This is a genomic window from Comamonas sp. GB3 AK4-5 (assembly GCF_041320665.1).
Lineage (GTDB): Bacteria > Pseudomonadota > Gammaproteobacteria > Burkholderiales > Burkholderiaceae_C > Comamonas.
Genome location: NZ_CP166730.1, coordinates 451956 through 470009, shown reverse-complemented (window position 1 = coordinate 470009; position 18054 = coordinate 451956). Strand labels below are relative to the sequence as shown.

Below are 18054 nucleotides of genomic sequence, written 5' to 3'. Positions count from 1 at the left end.
GCCAGCCGTTCCACCGGATAATCCCCACAAAGTTATCCACAGAAACGCCACCTGTTTGACGTCCCTCCTGTGGAAAGCCTTGCAGCATGCCGCTTTCGCCCCACGCCCCCCCCTGTCCCCCTGCCCCCACCGACACCACCGCCTGTGTCGTGCATGTGGCGGTGCACACGCCGGTACACAGCGGCGTGGGGGGCTTGCTGAGCTACACAGCCCCGCACAGCCTGCCCCCAGGCACCCTGGTGCGTGTGCCCCTGGGTACACGCGAGCTGCTGGGCGTGGTCTGGGACAAGCCGGAGCAGACCGAGACCCTGGCCCCTGAGCAGCTCAAACCCGTACGCAGCGTGCTGGAAGGCCTGGCGCCGCTGTCACCGAGCTGGCGCCGTCTGGTGGCCTTTGCCGCCCAGTACTACCAGCGCAGCCTGGGCGAAATCGCGCTCACCGGCCTGCCCCCGGCCCTCAAGGACATGACGGCCGAGCAACTGGCCCGGCGCCTGGCGCCGCCCAAGACCAAAAAGCTGAGCAAAAAGGCACAGGCCACCCTGGCCGCCGAGATGGCGGCACAGGCCGAGGCAGATGCCACGCTGCTCACGCCAACGTTCGCCGAAAACTCCATAGCACTCAGTGCTGAACAGCAAAGCGTTTGCACGCAAATGGACCAACACCCCGGCCCTTTTTTGCTGTTTGGCGCCACCGGCAGCGGCAAGACTGAGGTCTATTTGCAGCGCGTGCAGCAGGCGCTGGAGGCCGACCCGCAGGCCCAGGCACTGGTGATGGTGCCGGAGATCAATCTCACGCCCCAGCTGCTGGAGCGTTTTACCGCCCGCTTTGCCCCGCTGTTCGGTCCCCAGGCCGTGGTCAGCATGCACAGCGGCATGACCAACCCGCAGCGCCTCAAAAGCTGGCTGGCCGCCCACAGCGCCCAGGCCCGGGTGCTGCTGGGCACGCGCATGGCGGTGTTTGCCAGCCTGCCGGGGCTGAAGGTGGTCGTGGTCGACGAGGAGCATGACCCCAGCTACAAGCAGCAGGAAGGCGCACGCTACTCCGCCCGCGACCTGGCCCTGTGGCGCGGCCGTGCCCAGGGCGCCCAGGTGATTCTGGGCAGCGCCACGCCCTCGCTGGAAAGCTGGCATGCCAGCGAGCCCGAAACCGACGGTGGCCCCGGCCGCTATCTGCGCCTGCACATGCCCAGCCGCATCGGCGCGGCCGAGCTGCCCCGCGTGCGCCTGGTGGACATGCGCCAGCAGCCCCGGCGCACCGTGTTCTCCCCGGCGCTGCTGGGCGCCATCACCGAGCGCGTACAGCGCGGCGAGCAGGCCCTGGTGCTGCTCAACCGCCGCGGCTTTGCCCCCGTGCTGTTCTGCGCCGACTGCAGCTGGAAAAGCGACTGCCCGCATTGCAGCGCCCACCAGGTGTTTCACAAGGGCGACCGCACGCTGCGCTGCCACCACTGCGGCTTTACCCAGCGCGTGCCCCACGCCTGCCCGGAATGCGGCAACCCCGACATCCTGCCGCTGGGCAAAGGCACGGAGCAGCTGGAAGAAGAGCTGGCGCGCCTGCTGCGCAATGTGCAGCGTCCGGATGGCGCACCCGCACGCGTGGGCCGCATCGATGCCGACACCACCCGCCTCAAGGGCGCGCTGGAGCAGCAGTTGGAGCAGGTGCACAGCGGCGAGATCGACGTGCTGGTGGGCACGCAAATGGTGGCCAAGGGCCATGACTTTCGCCGCATCACCCTGGTGGCTGCGGTGCAACCCGATGGCGCCTTGTTTTCCAGCGATTTCCGCGCACCCGAGCGCCTGTTCTGCCTGCTGATGCAGGCCGCCGGCCGCGCCGGGCGCGATGGCAGCTATGTGGCCAACCAAGGCAGCCGGCCGGAAATGTGGGTGCAGACCCATGACCCGGAGCACGCCGTGTTCCAGTCCCTGCGCTCCCATGACTACCCGCGCTTTGCCGGCCAGCAGCTGCGCGAGCGCCAGGATGCCGGCATGCCGCCTTTTGCCTTCCAGGCCCTGGTGCGGGCCGATGCCAAAACACAAGAAACGGCCCAGGCGTTTTTGCGCGCCGCCAGCGAGGCCGCACAGCAAGGCCAGCTGCCCCACCTCGATGCGGTGTTTCTGTTCCCACCCATTCCTATGGCCATGCAGCGCGTGGCCGATGTGGAGCGCGCCCAGATGCTGATCGAGGCGACCGACCGCCGCGCCCTGCAACGCTTTTTGCACGCCTGGCAGCCCTGGCTGCACTGGCTGCGCAGCCAGCCCGCCCACAAAGGCCTGGTGCGCTGGCTGGTGGATGTGGACCCGCAAAGCCTGTAACCCACCCGTTGCTGCTGTGGGCGCCGGGGTAGACGCTCTCACTTTCAAAGCAGCTTTTGCCCGAGTGCCTTGCATCTCTGGCGGCTTCTACTCAGAGATGCAACACCCCATTGCGCAAGCCGCTCTCTTTTTAAGAGCATCCATCGCCATGCAGCGCAACCACCATTCGGATTAGCCCGCATTGCGAGTGAGCGATCGCACGCGCAAGGTGTGCAACCTGTTGCTGCTTTGTACCAAGGAAGGTCTATGCGATTTGCTCCCCGTTCTGTCCGCTTTCCCCTGAGCCGTCTGGCTGCCGCCTCCATGCTGGGCGCCATGCTGCTGGCCGGCCCTGTGGGCACGGCCAACGCCGCCTCCACGGCCACCATCACCGCTGCAGCCGCTGCGGCCCCTGCCGCTGCCAAGCCCAATGTGGTGGTGCTGGCCACCGGCGGCACCATTGCCGGCGCTGGCGCCTCCACCATCAACAGCGCCACCTACACCGCCGCCAAGGTGCCGGTGGACAAGCTGCTGGCAGGCCTGCCCGAGCTGGCCCAGGTGGCCAATGTGCGCGGCGAGCAGGTGTTCCAGATCGCCTCCGAAAGCTTCACCAACGACAATCTGCTGGCCCTGGCCCAGCGCGTCTCAGCCCTGTCCAAGCAGGCCGATGTGGACGGCATTGTCGTCACCCATGGCACGGACACGCTGGCCGAAACCGCCTACTTCCTGAGCCTGACGGTCCACACCGACAAGCCCATTGCCGTGGTGGGCAGCATGCGCCCGGGCACCGCCTTGTCGGCCGATGGCGCGCTGAACCTGGTCAACGCCGTGAGCGTGGCGGCGTCTGCCGACGCGCGCGGCAAGGGCGTGTTTGTGACCATGAACGACGAGATCAACACCGCACGCGATGTGAACAAGGATGTGAACATCCAGACTGGCGCCTTCAAGAGCCAGTGGGGCCCGCTGGGCATGGTGGTGGAGGGCAAGAACTACTGGTTTCGCGCCCCGGCCAAGCGCCACACCAACCAGTCCGAATTCAACATCGACAAGCTCACACAGCTGCCCCAGGTGGACATCGTCTACGCCTACGGCAGCGTGCAGCCCACGGGTGTGAATGCGCTGGTACAAAGCGGCGCCAAGGCCATCATCCACGCCGGCACCGGCAATGGCTCGGTGGCCGACCGCATGGTCAAGCCGCTGCAGGACGCCCGCAACCAGGGCGTGATCGTGGTGCGCGCCTCGCGCGTGCCCTACGGCTTTGTGCTGCGCAATGCCGAGCAGCCCGACGACAAATACGACTGGGTCGTGGCCCACGATATGCGCCCGGAAAAAGCCCGCATCCTGACCATGCTGGCCCTGAGCAAGGGCGCCAGCACGCAGGAATTGCAGCGGATGTTTATGGAGTATTGATCCCCCCTGAGCCGCTTCGCGGCTTCCCCCCAGGGGGACGGCAGCCTTGGCTGCGGGGCGGCCCTTGCTGGCTGCCCCTGACTTGGGGCAGCGCCAGTTTTACGCGGTGGGGGCTCAAACAAACCTTGAGGGCATGCCCAAGATCCCCCGTGGGCAAGCTATTTCTGAAAAGAGACGACGCCAGCGCTGCGGGGCAGCCGGCGTAGGCCCTTGCGCGGTGTCGCTGGCGAATGGGGGCTAGGTATGCGGGAGGGGAAGCCCCCAGGGCCGGCCGGTGCGAGGCAACGCCGCTTTATGCGAGAAGTGCGGCGTGCATCATGGATGGCTGAGTCGGTCTTGCGGTGCGCACGGCGTCGGTCAGCTGGAAATGATCGACCAGTACCGAGAGCTGGTAGGCCTGCTCTTTGAGGCTGGCGGCGGCGGCGGCCGATTCCTCGACCACGGCGGAGTTGGCCTGGGTCATGCGGTCGAGCTGGGCCACTGCCGTGTTGATCTGCTCAATACCTTGGGTCTGGTCGACGGCGCCTTCGCTGATCTCGCTGATGATGCCGGCCACTTTTTTGACGCTATCGACAATCTGCTCCATGGTCTCGCCGGCCTGGTTCACCAGCAGGGTTCCGGCCCCGACTGTTTCGGCAGACTTGTTGATCAGGCCCTTGATCTCCTTGGCGGCGACCGCGCTGCGCTGGGCCAGGTTGCGTACCTCCGTGGCAACCACCGCAAACCCTCGGCCCTGGTCGCCCGCTCTGGCGGCTTCCACGGCGGCATTCAGCGCCAGGATATTGGTCTGAAATGCAATGCTGTCTATGGTGCCGATGATGTCGGAGATCTTCTGCGAGCTGGCATCGATGGCGCGCATGGTGCCCACCACCTGGGCCACCACCTCACCGCCGCGCACCGCGATGTCGGAAGCCTCCAGCGCCAGCTTGTTGGCCTGCCGGGCCGCATCGGCCGAGTTTTTGACGGCGCCCGTGATCTGCCCCATGGAAGCCGCCGTCTCCTGCAGGCTGCTGGCGGTTTCTTCGGTGCGGCTGGAGAGGTCGGCATTGCCTGACGCGATCTGCGCGCTGGCCGTGGCCACCGACTCGCTGCTGTCACGCATGCCCGATAGTGTGCGCACCAGGTTGTCACGCATGGCAGCCAATGCACGCAACAAGTCACTGACTTCATCGCGCCCTCTGGTGTCCAGCCTTTGGGTCAGATCCCCTGCAGCTATGGCGTGGGAGAGCTTCACCGCGTGGTTGAGCGGCTCCACGATTTGGCGTGAAAGAAACCAAGCCAAAAAAATGGCTGCTCCTGCTGCGGCGACCACTTCCGCAATAATGAACCAGACCCCATTCATATAGGTGGCATTGCTGTCCTGGGCCTCTACCGCCGCCCGGTCTTCGTTGTGTTTGACGAGCTGGGCAATCGGCTCCTTCAGCGCCATAAACAATTGGCGACTTTCACCGTTGAGAATATCCACCGCCTGCTGACCCGCCCCCTGCTCCACCAAGCCAATCACACGTTGGTGCATGGCCGCCCATGCAGGCTGGCGGGCTTTCACCTGGTCGTAGATGGACTGTTCGGTGGGGTCGCCAATGGACTCCGGGTAGCGCTTGTCCACCTGGTTGTATGTCTCCATGGCCTCGACCATGCCTTTGCGAATCTCGGGCCACTCCTGCTGTGGCGATGTGGCCAGCTTGAACTCCAGCAGTCGCAGCGTGTTGGCCGCCTCACTCATCTGGCCTGCATCACGCACACTGGCCATCCGCGCGGTGACCATGAAGTTCGTCTGATCGTTGAGCCGATTCAAACGGTTGATGGAGAACGCACCCAGGGAAATCATCATCAGAACAATGATGAAGAAAGCCACAGCGAGCTTGCCGGACACTTTTAATTGATTGAAAAGATTCATGGCATGAAGTGGTGTGGTGTTGAAAAAATTGGCCTCTTGTGCCTCAACTTCCACAGCCTCTGATCAGAGGCGGATCCACTTGAGACGCTGCGCCAGGCCAAGCTCTTTGCTTCGTCAAACCCAACGCAACCATCGTACTGGCAGCTCCTCCACACAGGATTTACGTTTGTACACTGATAAACGGTCTACCCCATGCCAGCCTCATGCTGAATGCAGGAATATTCCCATATTTTTTATCTCCACTCGTCGCCAAGTTTTGAAGCCACAGTGGGTGTTTTATTTTTCCGCCACAGAATTAATAATCAAAAAACAATACACCAATCCATCATCAATATAAAAAAACATTCACACCAATATTCAGCCACCTTGTTTTTATATTCGGCATGCTTTTTCACGCCCAAAACATTCCACATATTTACACCATAAAAAAAGCATTCCATGCAGACGGGATCTGCACGGAATGCTTTTCTTTGGAGAGCGCTCAGCCGCCGAACAAGGGCTGCAGAACTCCTTGGGCAATACGGCAATGGGCCGCTTGCAATGCCTTGCCAAAAGCGTCGGAGCGCAGATAGGCATATTCCACCGCACGCTGGGCGCCTATGGCGTCGCCTTCCACGGGGGCGGTGGCGGGGTGGCACATCATCAGGCTGCCGGACTGCAGCTGGGCCAGCCATTGCGCCATGTGGCGGCTATAGGCTTCGGGTGTGGGCGCGTCAAAACCATAGACGCCGCCAAAGCCGTGGTTGTGCGGCACACCCAGCCGCTGCAGGCGGCGCGTGCTGCTCCAGCCGCCCAGCAGGGCAATGATGCTGGCCTTGGGGTCGCGCCATAGCCGGCCTGCAGGTGCGGTGGAGCGCACCCAGGGCAAGGCCATACCTCGGTCGCCATAGCGGGCCTGCAGCTCGGCCTGCAGCGCCGTGCGCACACCGGGCAGCTGGTGCACATGCTGGTGGCCGTCGATAAAGTCAGGCGCAGACCCCAGTGCATCTTCGAATGCGTCCAACTGGCGCTGCCAGTCGGTACGCATGGCGGAGGCCGTCAAGCGGCCGGTGTAGGCCTGTGCAATCACCTGGCCTATGCCGGGCGCGGGCTGCGCACCATGGCCCTCGGTCAAATTGAAGTGCAGGCCCACGGACAGGCGCGGGCGCAGCGCCGGCAGGCGGCGGGCCGCCTCAGCCCAGCGCGGCGCCGTAGTCATGCAGCTGGTGGCCGACAAACGCCCTTGCAGCACCAGTTGCTCCACGGCCTCATCCACCAGCGGGTGCAGTGCGTAGTCGTCGGCACACAAGGCAATAGTGCGCATTTATTTCTCCTGCGCCGCGCCGGCACCGGGGGCGCGAAAAGCCCAGAACTTGCTCAGCACAAACGTGCCCACCGCCACCAGCACAAGCACCCCCAGCAGGCTCCAGAAGTAATGCCAATGCAGCCGGTGCAGCGCCACCCAGTACAGCGCTTCGTTCACCACAAAGGACAGACTGGCCACGGCGAAATATTTGGCCACCACCGCCCAGCCGCGCACGGCATGGCTGGCGAAGGTGAACCAGGCATGGCCGTTGTAGCTCACCACAAAGGCCACTAGGAAAGCCAGCACATTGGCCACCAGCGGCGCCATGCCCAGGCCCTGTACCAACAGGAACACCACGGCCAAATGGGTGGCTGCGGCGGCTCCGCCCACACCCACGAATTGCAGCGTTTGCGGCAGCTGGCGCAGGCGCTGAAGCGCATACGCCAGGCTCATGGCTGCAGCTTGCCCAGCGGGCTGTGGTCTTCGTCACGGGCCACCAGATAGGTGGGCCGCTGCTTGACCTCTTCATAGATACGGCCGATGTACTCGCCCAGAATGCCGATGGACATCAGCTGCACACCCGAAAACAGCATGATGCCTGCCGCCAGCGTGGGCCAGCCTTCCAGGTCTGCGCCATTGAGGGCGGTGTCCACGGTAATGACGGCGCCATAAACCAGGGCCACCAAGGCAATGAGCCCCCCCACCACGCTCCACACGCGCAGCGGCAAGGTGGAAAACGAGGTCAGCCCCTGCATGGCCAGGCTGAACAAGCGCCAGAGGTTGAAGCTGGATTCGCCACCGGCTCGATCCAGCGGCACAAAAGGCAGGGCCACGGTCTTGAAGCCCACCCAGGCATACAAGCCCTTCATGAAGCGGTTGCGCTCCGGCAAGGCCTTGAGGGCGTCCACCACCTGGCGGTCCATCCAACGGAAGTCACCCGCATTCGGTGGAATCTTGACGCGGCTACCCGCATTCATCAGCCGGTAGAACATATTGGTGCCCACACGCTTGGTGCTGCTTTCTGCACCCCGGTCGGCGATCACGCCATACACCATGTCGTAGCCCGACTGCCACAGGCTGTGCATCTGCGGCAGCATTTCCAACGGATGCTGGAAGTCGGCATCAATCAGCAGCACGGCATTGCCACGGGCATAGTCCACACCGGCAGACAGGGCGGCTTCCTTGCCGAAATTGCGCGACAGCGCGATATAGCGCAGCGGCAGTTCCTGGGCCAGGCGCATGGCGACCTCATGGGTTCCATCGCGGCTGCCGTCATTGACCACCACGATTTCGAAGTCCGGCGTCAGCGCCTGCACCGCCGGCACCAGGGCCCGCAGGAATGCTTCCAGATTGGCTTCTTCGTTGTGCGCAGGCACCACGCAGCTGAGCTGCAGCGGCGCACGGGGCAGGGCGGCAGAGGGGTAGGCCGACGCAGAGGGCGCCGGCGCATCAACAGGCTGAGTGCTCATGGCGCCATTGTCCTCGCAGTCCGCGCGTCTGTCGGCCCCAGGTGCGCAATTCCAACCCTGCCCAGGCATTACCCCGCCGCTCCTGACGGGCTTGGGGCAGCCTGCACACAGCCCTTGGGCACATAGGCGCGCCAGCCCATGGTCAGCGGCTCACTTCGAGGGGCGTAGGGCCATGGGATATCCCACTGCCCTTGGAACAGCTGCAAGGCTGGATCGTCCTGCACGGCATCCAAGGGCGCGGGCGCTTGTGGATCGGCGCCACCCGGGTCCAGTTGCCACACCCACAGCGCTCCATGCTGCTTCAAGCGCTGTGTCGTCACCCAGGGAGAAAAACGCGGATCTCGCGTAATCAGCACCGAGGGGCCTTGCGGCGAAGCAGTTGCCACCAGGCCTGCCAGCCAATAATCGCCGGCCACCACATCCAAGCGGCAATGGCTGTGCTGCGCCCAGGCGGTTTCAGCCTGCGTGGCCATCGCTGCGGCGGGCCAGTCCATACGGGCCGGCCGCTGTCGCCACTGGGCACCCCAGGCAAGATACGCACCCGTCAACAAGGACACCAACACCAGCCACACCGTCACACCGCGCAGCAGGCGCTCGCGCATGGACTGGAACCAGCGATCAGACAGGCAGGCCATCACCAGCAAGCCGCTGAACATCCACATCGGAGAGCCCCACATATCGCGCACGCGGGCCCCGGTCACCAGCCCCAGCGTGGTGAGCAACAAGCCTGGCAGCAACGCAACCGCCAGCAAATAGGCAGCGTTCTGGGTCTGCAAGCGCCAGGGGCCGGCCTCTGGCGCTACCGCCCTGGCTTGTCTGCGGGCCCACAGCGCGGCGATCAGCACAATCACCAGCATGGGCAGATGGCTGAGTATCTGGGCCCCTAAGAAACTGATGGCACCCAGCCGCGTATGCACGCCCACTGCAGCTGCACGTTCGCTGGCATAGGAAAAAGGCAGCCAATCAGACTGGTACAGCCACATCCCATGCGGCAGGAACACCAGCACCATGACCAGCAAGGCCAACCAGGGGCCTGGCTGGCGCAGGCAGCGCCGGTCCGGCCCCAGCAGCAGATACAACGCCTGCGCTATCAACAAAATGGCGACGGAGTATTTGGTCAGCAGGCCCACGCCGGCCAAAGCCCCCAGCAGCAGCCAGTGGTAGAGCCGTCCCTGCTGCAAGGCCATCAGCAAGGCATAGCCCAGCGCGGCCCACAAAGGCATTTGCGCAATATTGTGGTTGAACTCCAGAGCGGGGAAGGTGTAGTACACCACCCCCATGGTCAGCACAGCCCCCAGCAGTGCACGGTCCGGCGACATCAGGCGGCGCCCTGTGCACCACACCAGCCACAGCGTGGCGGCAATGCACAGCTGGCTCAGCAGGAAAGGTCCAAAGCGACCAAAGAGCAGGAAAAAAACATGCAGCAGCTCGGGTGCCAATGGCGGGTGTTTGTAGTAACCCCACTGCCATTCCCGCCCCCATGAAAGACTCTCCACCACATCCAGAGGAAAGCTGGGGCTGAGCATGGGCGGGGCCACCGTCCACAACAAAATATAGAGCACAGCCACCACAGCCAGGGCACGCAAAGCGGCGCTGGGCTGCACAGAAGAGGTCGCGGAAAAAGAGGTCACGGGCAAAAAAAGGAACATGCGCAGCAGCCTCCAAAGGGCTGCAAAAAAGACCAAGCGCCTGGAAAAAAGTAGCACGCGCGGGTTGTCCGGACTTGTCTGTCAGGCCTGCACCAGGGCGCGCAAGTATAGCGACGCGTGCCGGACGCGACACCCACCGGGATCAAGGCAGCAATGCCAGCACTGCCCCCGAAAACGTCGCAAACGCCAGCGCCGTGCTCACCAAGATGATGCGTGCCACCCGCCCGCCATGGGCACCAAAACGCTCGGTGAGCAAGGACACATTGCTGGCACTGGGCAAAGCAGCCACCAGCACCAGTGCCACCAGTGCCTCATCCGGCAGTACCAGGCCCATGGCCTGGGCTGCGCGGCCTGCGCACCACACCAGCAGGGGGTGGAGCAGCAGCTTGGCCAGGGCGATGGGCACATAGTCGCGCGGCGCCACATATTCGTGCTGGTTCATCTGCGAGCGCGCCAGCACCGCGCCGATGGTGAACAAGGCCACAGGGGATGCCGCTGCGGCCAGCATGGCCACGGTTTGGTCCAGCGGCCCTGGCAGCTGCAGCGCCCAGGCCGATGCCACCGCCCCCAGCGCAATCGACCAGGGCATGGGATTGGTCAGCATGCCCTTGAGTGCCTTGCGCAAAGCCTGCGCCGCACCATGTTCACCCTGGCCCAGGCGCGACAGGGCAATACACAGCGAGGTAGTGATCACCATGTCCAGGGCCATGGTCAGGATGACCGGGCCGGCGCTGCGCTCACCCAGCAAGGCCAGCAGCAAGGGCACTCCCATGAAGCCGGAGTTGGGAAAGGCCGCTACCAACGCACCAAAGGCCGCATCGTTCCACCCCCAGCGCTGCCATGTCAGTGCCATGGTGCCTGCCACCATCACCAAGGCACACAGCAGGTAAACACCTGCCACCACCGGGTCCAGAAGCTGGGCAATAGGGGTTTGCGCGCCGAAGCGAAACAGCATGCAGGGCAGGGCGAAAAACAGCACAAAGCTGTTGAGCCCCGAGATGGCCGACAAAGGCAGCACACCTTGGCGGGTGGCGACGAAGCCGCACAACACCAGGGCAAAAAAAGGGAAGGTGACGGCAAGTACAGCGAGCATGGGCCGTATTTCTGACATTTAGGAATCTACTTACCGTTTTAAAGGAAAGTATGCGCTAACATCGCGCGCCGATTCGCACCGCGATTCGCGACTAAAAGCAATTAAAAACGACAAAGGAGTATCTCTTATGCTGACCGCCCTCGCCTACACCATGATCCTCGTCTTCATGGCGCTGATCATGACCAAGCGCCTTTCCGCGATGGTGGCCTTGATCCTGGTTCCCATCGTCTTCGGCCTCCTGGGAGGCTTCGGCATGGAACTGGGCCCCATGATGTTCGATGGCGTCAAAAAGCTCGCGCCCACCGGCGTGCTGCTGATGTTTGCCATCCTGTACTTCGGCGTGATGATCGACGCCGGGCTGTTCGACCCCATCATCAAACTGGTGCTGCGCGCGGTCGGCGGCAGCCCCACCAAAATCGTGGTCGGCACCTTTTTGCTGGCCGCCGGCGTGTCGCTGGATGGCGATGGCTCCACCACCTACATGATCAGCTGCGCCGCCATGCTGCCGCTGTACCAGCGTCTGGGCATCAGCCGCCTGGTGTTTGCCTGCGTGGTGATGATGGCCGGCCAGTTGATGAACATCCTGCCCTGGGGCGGCCCCACGGCCCGCGCCGTGAGCGCCCTGGGTGTGGAGATGAACGATGTGTTCGTGCCCATGATTTTGCCCATGGTCATCACCGGCATCTGGTGCACCTTGGTGGCCTTCATCCTCGGCCAGCGCGAAAGCCGGCGCCTGGGCAATATCAACCAACACCTCTTCCAGGGCCACAACGCCGATGGCAATCCGTCGATTGCCGAAGTCACCGGAGGCAATCCCGAACTCGCACGCCCCAGGCTGCTGTGGATCAACGCCCTGCTCACCCTGGGTTTGATGGTGCTGCTGGTGCTGGACGCGCTTCCGCTGCAGGTGCTGTTCATGGTGGCATCGGCCATCGCGCTGGTGATCAACTACCCCAGTCTGGAGCAGCAAAAGGAGCGCATCGAAGCCCATGCCGCCAACGTGGTGCCCGTGGTGTCGCTGATCTTTGCGGCTGGTATCTTTGTCGGCATCTTGTCGGGCACCCAAATGGTGGATGCCATTGCCAACAGCGTGATCGCCATGGTCCCCGAGTGGATGGGCCCCTATATGGCCGTGGTGACGGCCGTGCTCAGCATTCCCTTCACCTTTTTGATCTCCAACGACGCTTTTTACTTCGGCATCCTGCCCATCCTGGCCAAGACGGCTGCCGTCTACGGCATAGGCCATGTGGAAATCGCCAGAGCCTCCCTGGTCGGCCAGCAGGTGCATCTGCTCAGCCCGCTGGTGGCATCGACCTATCTGCTCGTGGGCCTGGCCAAGGTGGAGTTTGGCGACCACCAGCGCTTCACGCTGCTGTGGGCCCTGTCCGCCGCCGTCGTCATGCTGGTCAGCATGCTGGTGCTGGGCGTGATTCCGTTGATGGGGAGCGCAGCATGAGCATGCAACAACCGCCTGAAACCCGACTGCCGCGCCGCAATGCGCTGGCCCGGCTGGCCGCCCTGGGCGCAGCCCCCTGGATGGGCAACGCCCAAGCACAAGACCGGGACGAATTGCTGGGCTATGCCCCGCGTGCCGCAGCACCTGCCGGCTACCCCGCAGCCTATGCCACCACGGTGCGGGCCGCCGAGGATGAAGGCCGGCTCACCATCCACTCCAACACCGATGAGCGCGTGGCCGCCCCGCTGGTAGCGGACTTCCGGCGCCTGTACCCCCGCATCAGCGTCTGCTACGAAGACCTGGGCAGCACCACGCTCTACCACCGCTTCATCGCCGAAAACCAGCTCCGCCATGAGGCCGCCGACCTGCTGTGGAGCTCGGCCATGGACCAGATGGTGGCCCTGGCCCAGGCCGGCCACGCGCTGGCCTATGCATCGCCCGAACAAGCCCATCTGCCGGCCTGGGCACAGTGGCAGGGCCAGCTCTGGGCCACCACCTATGAACCCGTGGTGTTTGCCCACCACAAGCAGCGGCTGCCCGCACACCAGGTGCCGCGCAGCCACGCGGCCCTGGCCCCGTGGCTGGGCCAGTTCCAGGGCAGGGTGGCCAGCTACGACATCCAGAAATCCGGTGTCGGCTATTTCCTGGCCACCCAGGACATGGCCGCCAACGCCGATGCTTTCTGGGCCAGCGCCCAGGCCCTGAGGCCCCGGCGCCCCCAGCTGCTGCTGACCGTCGATGCCATGGTCCAGCGCATTGCCGCGGGCCGCACCCCGTTCGGTTTCAATCTGCTGGGCGCCTACGCCCTGGCGGCCGCGCGCCGCATGCCCCAACTGGGCGTGATCTTCCCCGAGGACTACACCCTGGTCAGCTCCCGCGTGCTGCTCATCAACCGCCGCGCTGCCCACCCCAACGCTGCCCGCCTGTGGCTGGACTATCTGCTGTCACGGCGCGGCCAGACCGTGATGGCCCAAACCTCGCACCTGTATGCGCTGCGCGAGGATGTGCAAGGCGAGACCACGGGCGCCGCGCTGCGCCAGCAGCTGGGTGCCAGTGCACGCCCGATTGCGCTGGGGCCTGAGCTCGCCGCGCCGCTGGCCAATACGGCCTTGCGTGACAACATCACGCGCTGGCGCGCGGCGCTCGGGCTGAGCGCCGGGGCACAGACCCAGCCGCAGTCACTATGAAAAAAGAAGCTGTCTGCGCAGGCCACACCTGCGCAGACAGGCTTTTTCACTCAATTTCCAAAAATCGCCAGCCATAAGGCCATGGATGGGTAGTTGGGCCTGGCGCCCCATCGGCCAGTATCATCAGCGGCCTGTTTTCACCCCTGCTCCCGCCCTGCTCTGCCCATGTCCGCTGGTCTCAACCTGGCCCAACTCCAAGCCGTCCACTACACCGAAGGGCCCTGCCTTGTGCTGGCCGGCGCGGGCTCGGGCAAAACGCGGGTCATCACGCACAAGATCGGCCGTTTGATCGAAAACGGCCTGGCCCCCCGGCGCATTGCGGCCATCACCTTCACCAACAAGGCCGCCGCCGAAATGCGCGAACGTGCCACCGGGTTGATAGGTCGCCAGGCCAAGGATGTGCTGATCTGCACCTTCCACGCCCTGGGCGTGCGCATGGTGCGCGAAGACGGCCATGTGCTGGGCCTCAAGCCCCAGTTCAGCATCCTGGACCAAGATGATGTGACGGGCATCTTGAAAGACTGTGCCGGCGGCACCACCGACATGGCCACGGCCCGCCAATGGCAATGGACCATCAGCGGCTGGAAGAACGCCGGCTGGGACAGCCGCAAGGCCCTGGCCATGGCCCAGGACGACCATGAGCGCAGCATTGCCCTCATCATGCAGCGCTATGAGGAGCGCCTCACCGCCTACCAAAGCGTGGACTTTGACGACCTGATCGGCATGCCCATGCGCCTGCTGCGCGGCCACCCCGAGGTGCGCGAAAAATGGCAGCGCCTGCTGGGCCATGTGCTGGTGGACGAATACCAGGACACCAATGCCACGCAGTACGAGCTGCTCAAGTTTCTGGTTGGTGAGCGTGCCCATTTCACCGCCGTGGGGGATGACGACCAGTCCATCTACGGCTGGCGCGGCGCCACACTGGACAATCTGAAAAAGCTGCCGGTTGACTTTCCGCAGCTCAACATCATCAAGCTGGAGCAGAACTACCGCTCCACCTCGGCCATCTTGCGTGCGGCCAACAATGTGATCGGCCCCAACCCCAAGCTGTTTCCCAAGACCTTGTTCTCGGAGCTGGGCGAAGGTGAGCCGGTGCGCGTGGTGGACTGCGACACCGAGGAGCACGAGGCCGAGCGCGCCGTGGCGCGCATCCAAAGCCTGCGCGCCGCCGCCAACCCGCAGCCTGCGTGGAAGGATTTCGCCATCCTTTACCGCGCCAACCACCAGGCCAAACCGTTTGAAAAAGCGCTGCGCAAGGCCAATATTCCCTATAAGGTTTCGGGCGGCACCTCGTTCTTTGACCGCGCCGAAATCAAGGACCTGTGCGCCTGGTTCCGCCTGTGGATCAACAACGATGACGACCCGGCGTTTCTGCGCTCCATCACCACGCCGCGCCGTGGCATAGGCCACACCACGCTGGGCAAGCTGGGGGAATTTGCCACCCAGCACAAGCTGTCCATGTTTGGCGCGCTGTTCTCCCACATGCTCGAAGCCCTGCTGCCCAAGAAGGCGCATGAGAGCGTGCTGGAGTTTGGCCGCTACATCAACGACCTGGAATACCGCGCCCGCCATACCCTGGGCGCGGAAGCCTCGCGCAGCTTCATGCTCGACTGGCTGAAAGACATTGGCTACGAGCAGTATCTGTACGACAGCGAGGACAGCGAGACCGTGGCTGCCGCACGCTGGAGCAATGTGCTGGAGTTCTGCGACTGGATGAGCCAGCGCGCCGGCGGCGAGATTGCCGATGCGGCCGGCACCACCACGCAGACCGAAGTCAAAAGCCTGCTGGAAGTGGCCAAGAACATTGCCCTGCTGTCCACCATCAGCGACCGCGAACAAGAGCAGGACATGGTGATCCTCTCCACGCTGCATGCCTCCAAGGGCCTGGAATGGCCGCATGTGATGCTGGTGGGCGTGACAGAGGGCATGCTGCCCTTCAAGCTCGATGACGATGACGGCAAGCAGCTAGTCGTCAGCGACGATATCGCCGCCCGCCTGCAGGAAGAGCGCCGCCTGATGTATGTGGGCATCACCCGTGCCCAGCGCAGCCTGGCCGTGAGCTGGACCAAGCGCCGCAAAAAAGGGCGCGACATGGTGCAATGCCAGCCCAGCCGCTTCATCAAGGAAATGAACCTGGACGCGGCCACTGCCAAGGAAGACCCGCGCGAAAAGCTGCGCAAGCTGCGCGAAGAATTTGCGGCCCGCAAGGCCGCACCGCCTGCGGCCTGAGCCGCCTCTGGAATATGTTGACCCTTGCTTTTCGCCCCCTGGCCCGCGCTTCGCTTTACATAGCTGCCTATGCAGTCTGCGCCAGCGTTTATGCACAAAACAGCAGCGAATCCCCAGCCGACTGCCCCGAAGCCTGGGAGATGAACACAAGCCTGCTGCAAGGTGAGTGGGTGGCCCGCATTGCGGACCAGGACAACGCTGCCGTGCTGCGCCTGGGCCCCCATCCCGAGTGGCAGGGCACGGTCAAGGGCGAGGTCCGGCGTGGTGATAAAAACCACGCCATGGTGGGCGATGTCAACGATGGCGCGGTCACGCTGGAAGAGTCGGCCAACGGCATCAACATCAGCGCCACCTGGCTGGGCGAGGTCAGCGAGGGCAGCTGCGCCCGAGAAGTTCGCGGACACTACCAGATCGAAGGCAATGGCGATGCGCAGCCCCTGCCTTTTGTGCTGCGCAAGCGCACCCCATAGCCCGCGGTCCATTCTTGCATCAAGCAAGCGCTAGCACAGGAGGCATGTCAGACAAATTCCATTGCAGGGGATTTGTAACCACAGGTACAGCGCTGCGATAAGGTGATTTGGCCACCACAGCCAGAAGGATTGCCTCGCATGCCAGTCACTGCCCGCGCTCGCCCCGACACTCGCCCCTTGTGGCGACATCACTGCATCTCCTCCTACATTCCCCTGGTGCTGGCCACGGGTGGCAGCCTGACGGCCCAGGCCGTCCAGCCACTGCCGGGGGGGCCTGGCAGCAATGTGCAGCCACCGCAGACAACCATGCGCGCCTGGCCTGTTTTGACAGCTGGACCCATCAACAGCAGCCCTTGACCCCTCCGCCCTCCACCACCTGGAGCGCCCCTGCGGCAAGTGCCAACGAGCAGCCCGAGCAGGCCTTGCAACGGGCCGCCGACGCCCTCATGGCCGTAGCCGATGTGAGCAACGAATGGCTGCATTCCACCAATGGTGGCTGCCACGACCCACGCTACAGCGAGGTCTCGCGCCTTTTCGAGCTGGAGCCGGGCAGCGATTGCGGCACCTTCAGCTTGCGCGGCTACCGCCCCATGAGCCTGTCACTGACCACTGCAAACCAGACCCTTCGGCAGCCCACACCGTCCGGCAAAGGGCCCAACAACCCTCAACCCTACAAAGACCAGGAAGTGCGCATCCAGCTGTCCACACGCACCAAAATCGCGTCTGGCCTGCTGACCGAGGACAGCTCCGGTCTCAAGGATTCGCTGTGGGTGGGCTATAGCCAGCAGTCGTACTGGCAGATGTTTAACGGCGCCATCTCCCGGCCGTTTCGCTCCACCGACCACGAGCCCGAAATCTTCTACATCTACCCTACCACGGCCCAGCTGCCCTTTGGCTGGCGCTACAGCGGCGTAGGGCTGGTGCACCAGTCCAATGGCCAGAGCGATCCGTTGTCGCGCAGCTGGAACCGCGCCTATGTGCTCACCGGTGCCGAGCTGGACAACCGCTGGCATGTCCACGCCAAGATGTGGAGGCGCATCACGGAAAGCTCCCACAAAGATCAGAACCCGGGCATCGAGGACTACATAGGCCGAGGCGAAGTCAGAGTGGGCTGGAATGTGAACGAGCACAACTATCTCGGACTGACCACCCGCGGCAGCCTGGGCAAGGGACGCGGTTCAGGCCGGCTCGAATGGCTGCGCACCCTGGGTGATGGCTGGAACGGCGACAAAAGCAATCTGCGCCTGCATGTGCAGCTGTTCAGCGGCTACGGCGACAGCCTGATCGACTACGACTACAAGCGCACCGTGTTCAGCGTGGGCTTTAGCCTGCTCGACTTCTGAAACACGGTCTGGATCAGCGTCTTGAAAATCAAGTGCCATGCAGCAGCTTGAGCCGCCACAGAGTTGGCAAAAGCTGCTGGCTCAACATCTTCATCACGCGGCCTTTCAAGGCCTGGGACTCCTCTCAAACGAGAGGCTGCGCAGTCTGAACCCGCTTCGCTTGAGGGCGATGGCACCCGCGAGCGAGGCAGTGCGGCCGGCGCAGGCCCCTGCACAGCGTACTGCCTCGCCTGCTTGTGCTGCATGGGCTATGGAACACGGGGATAGACGCGTTT

The 18054-nt window shown here is 63.9% G+C and carries 13 protein-coding genes; 7 read left to right on the top strand and 6 right to left on the bottom strand.

Going from position 1 to position 18054, the window contains the following annotated elements:
* The first annotated feature begins 86 nt into the window (after positions 1-86).
* Complete coding sequence (priA, locus tag ACA027_RS02090; RefSeq protein WP_370680756.1) at positions 87-2312, top strand: primosomal protein N'; 2226 nt, start codon at positions 87-89, stop codon at positions 2310-2312.
* Between the two features lie 315 nt (positions 2313-2627).
* Complete coding sequence (locus ACA027_RS02085; RefSeq protein WP_370682492.1) at positions 2628-3701, top strand: type II asparaginase; 1074 nt, start codon at positions 2628-2630, stop codon at positions 3699-3701.
* Between the two features lie 292 nt (positions 3702-3993).
* Here ACA027_RS02085 and ACA027_RS02080 read toward each other — a convergent pair whose 3' ends face one another.
* The 6 genes from ACA027_RS02080 to ACA027_RS02055 form a co-directional block, all read right to left on the bottom strand.
* Positions 3994-5598, bottom strand: a complete 1605-nt coding sequence (locus tag ACA027_RS02080; RefSeq protein ID WP_370680755.1) for a methyl-accepting chemotaxis protein — start codon at positions 5596-5598, stop codon at positions 3994-3996.
* Positions 5599-6079: 481 nt separating this feature from the next.
* On the bottom strand, positions 6080-6901 hold the full coding sequence (locus ACA027_RS02075) for a ChbG/HpnK family deacetylase (RefSeq protein ID WP_370680754.1): 822 nt from the start codon (positions 6899-6901) through the stop codon (positions 6080-6082).
* The gene (locus ACA027_RS02070; protein ID WP_370680753.1) at positions 6902-7336 is read right to left on the bottom strand and encodes a GtrA family protein; all 435 of its coding nucleotides are present in this window, start codon (positions 7334-7336) and stop codon (positions 6902-6904) included.
* The gene (locus ACA027_RS02065) at positions 7333-8352 is read right to left on the bottom strand and encodes a glycosyltransferase family 2 protein (protein ID WP_370680752.1); all 1020 of its coding nucleotides are present in this window, start codon (positions 8350-8352) and stop codon (positions 7333-7335) included. The genes ACA027_RS02070 and ACA027_RS02065 overlap by 4 nt, the downstream gene beginning before the upstream one ends.
* A gap of 68 nt (positions 8353-8420) precedes the next feature.
* A complete protein-coding gene (locus ACA027_RS02060) occupies positions 8421-9983 on the bottom strand; it encodes a glycosyltransferase family 39 protein (protein WP_370680751.1) in 1563 nt (520 codons plus the stop codon).
* 160 nt (positions 9984-10143) lie between these two features.
* Positions 10144-11094 (bottom strand): AEC family transporter, encoded by a 951-nt coding sequence (locus ACA027_RS02055; protein WP_370680750.1) that lies wholly within the window; start codon positions 11092-11094, stop codon positions 10144-10146.
* 127 nt (positions 11095-11221) lie between these two features.
* Between ACA027_RS02055 and ACA027_RS02050 the strand changes: the two genes are divergently transcribed.
* The 5 genes from ACA027_RS02050 to ACA027_RS02030 all read left to right on the top strand — a co-directional run bounded on the left by ACA027_RS02050 (position 11222) and on the right by ACA027_RS02030 (position 17779).
* The gene (locus tag ACA027_RS02050; RefSeq protein ID WP_370680749.1) at positions 11222-12550 is read left to right on the top strand and encodes a CitMHS family transporter; all 1329 of its coding nucleotides are present in this window, start codon (positions 11222-11224) and stop codon (positions 12548-12550) included.
* Positions 12547-13737, top strand: coding sequence for an ABC transporter substrate-binding protein (locus tag ACA027_RS02045; protein WP_370680748.1), 1191 nt, complete (start codon positions 12547-12549; stop codon positions 13735-13737). Before ACA027_RS02050 ends, ACA027_RS02045 begins: the two co-directional genes overlap by 4 nt.
* A 165-nt stretch (positions 13738-13902) precedes the next feature.
* Positions 13903-15966 carry an ATP-dependent helicase gene (locus tag ACA027_RS02040; RefSeq protein WP_370680747.1) on the top strand — a complete coding sequence of 688 codons (2064 nt, stop codon included), beginning with the start codon at positions 13903-13905 and terminating at the stop codon, positions 15964-15966.
* A 140-nt stretch (positions 15967-16106) separates the two neighbouring features.
* Positions 16107-16436 carry a hypothetical protein gene (locus tag ACA027_RS02035; protein WP_370680746.1) on the top strand — a complete coding sequence of 110 codons (330 nt, stop codon included), beginning with the start codon at positions 16107-16109 and terminating at the stop codon, positions 16434-16436.
* Positions 16437-16564: 128 nt separating this feature from the next.
* Positions 16565-17779: a phospholipase A gene (locus ACA027_RS02030; RefSeq protein ID WP_370682491.1), complete on the top strand. Its 1215-nt coding sequence runs from the start codon at positions 16565-16567 to the stop codon at positions 17777-17779.
* Positions 17780-18054 lie beyond the last annotated feature (275 nt).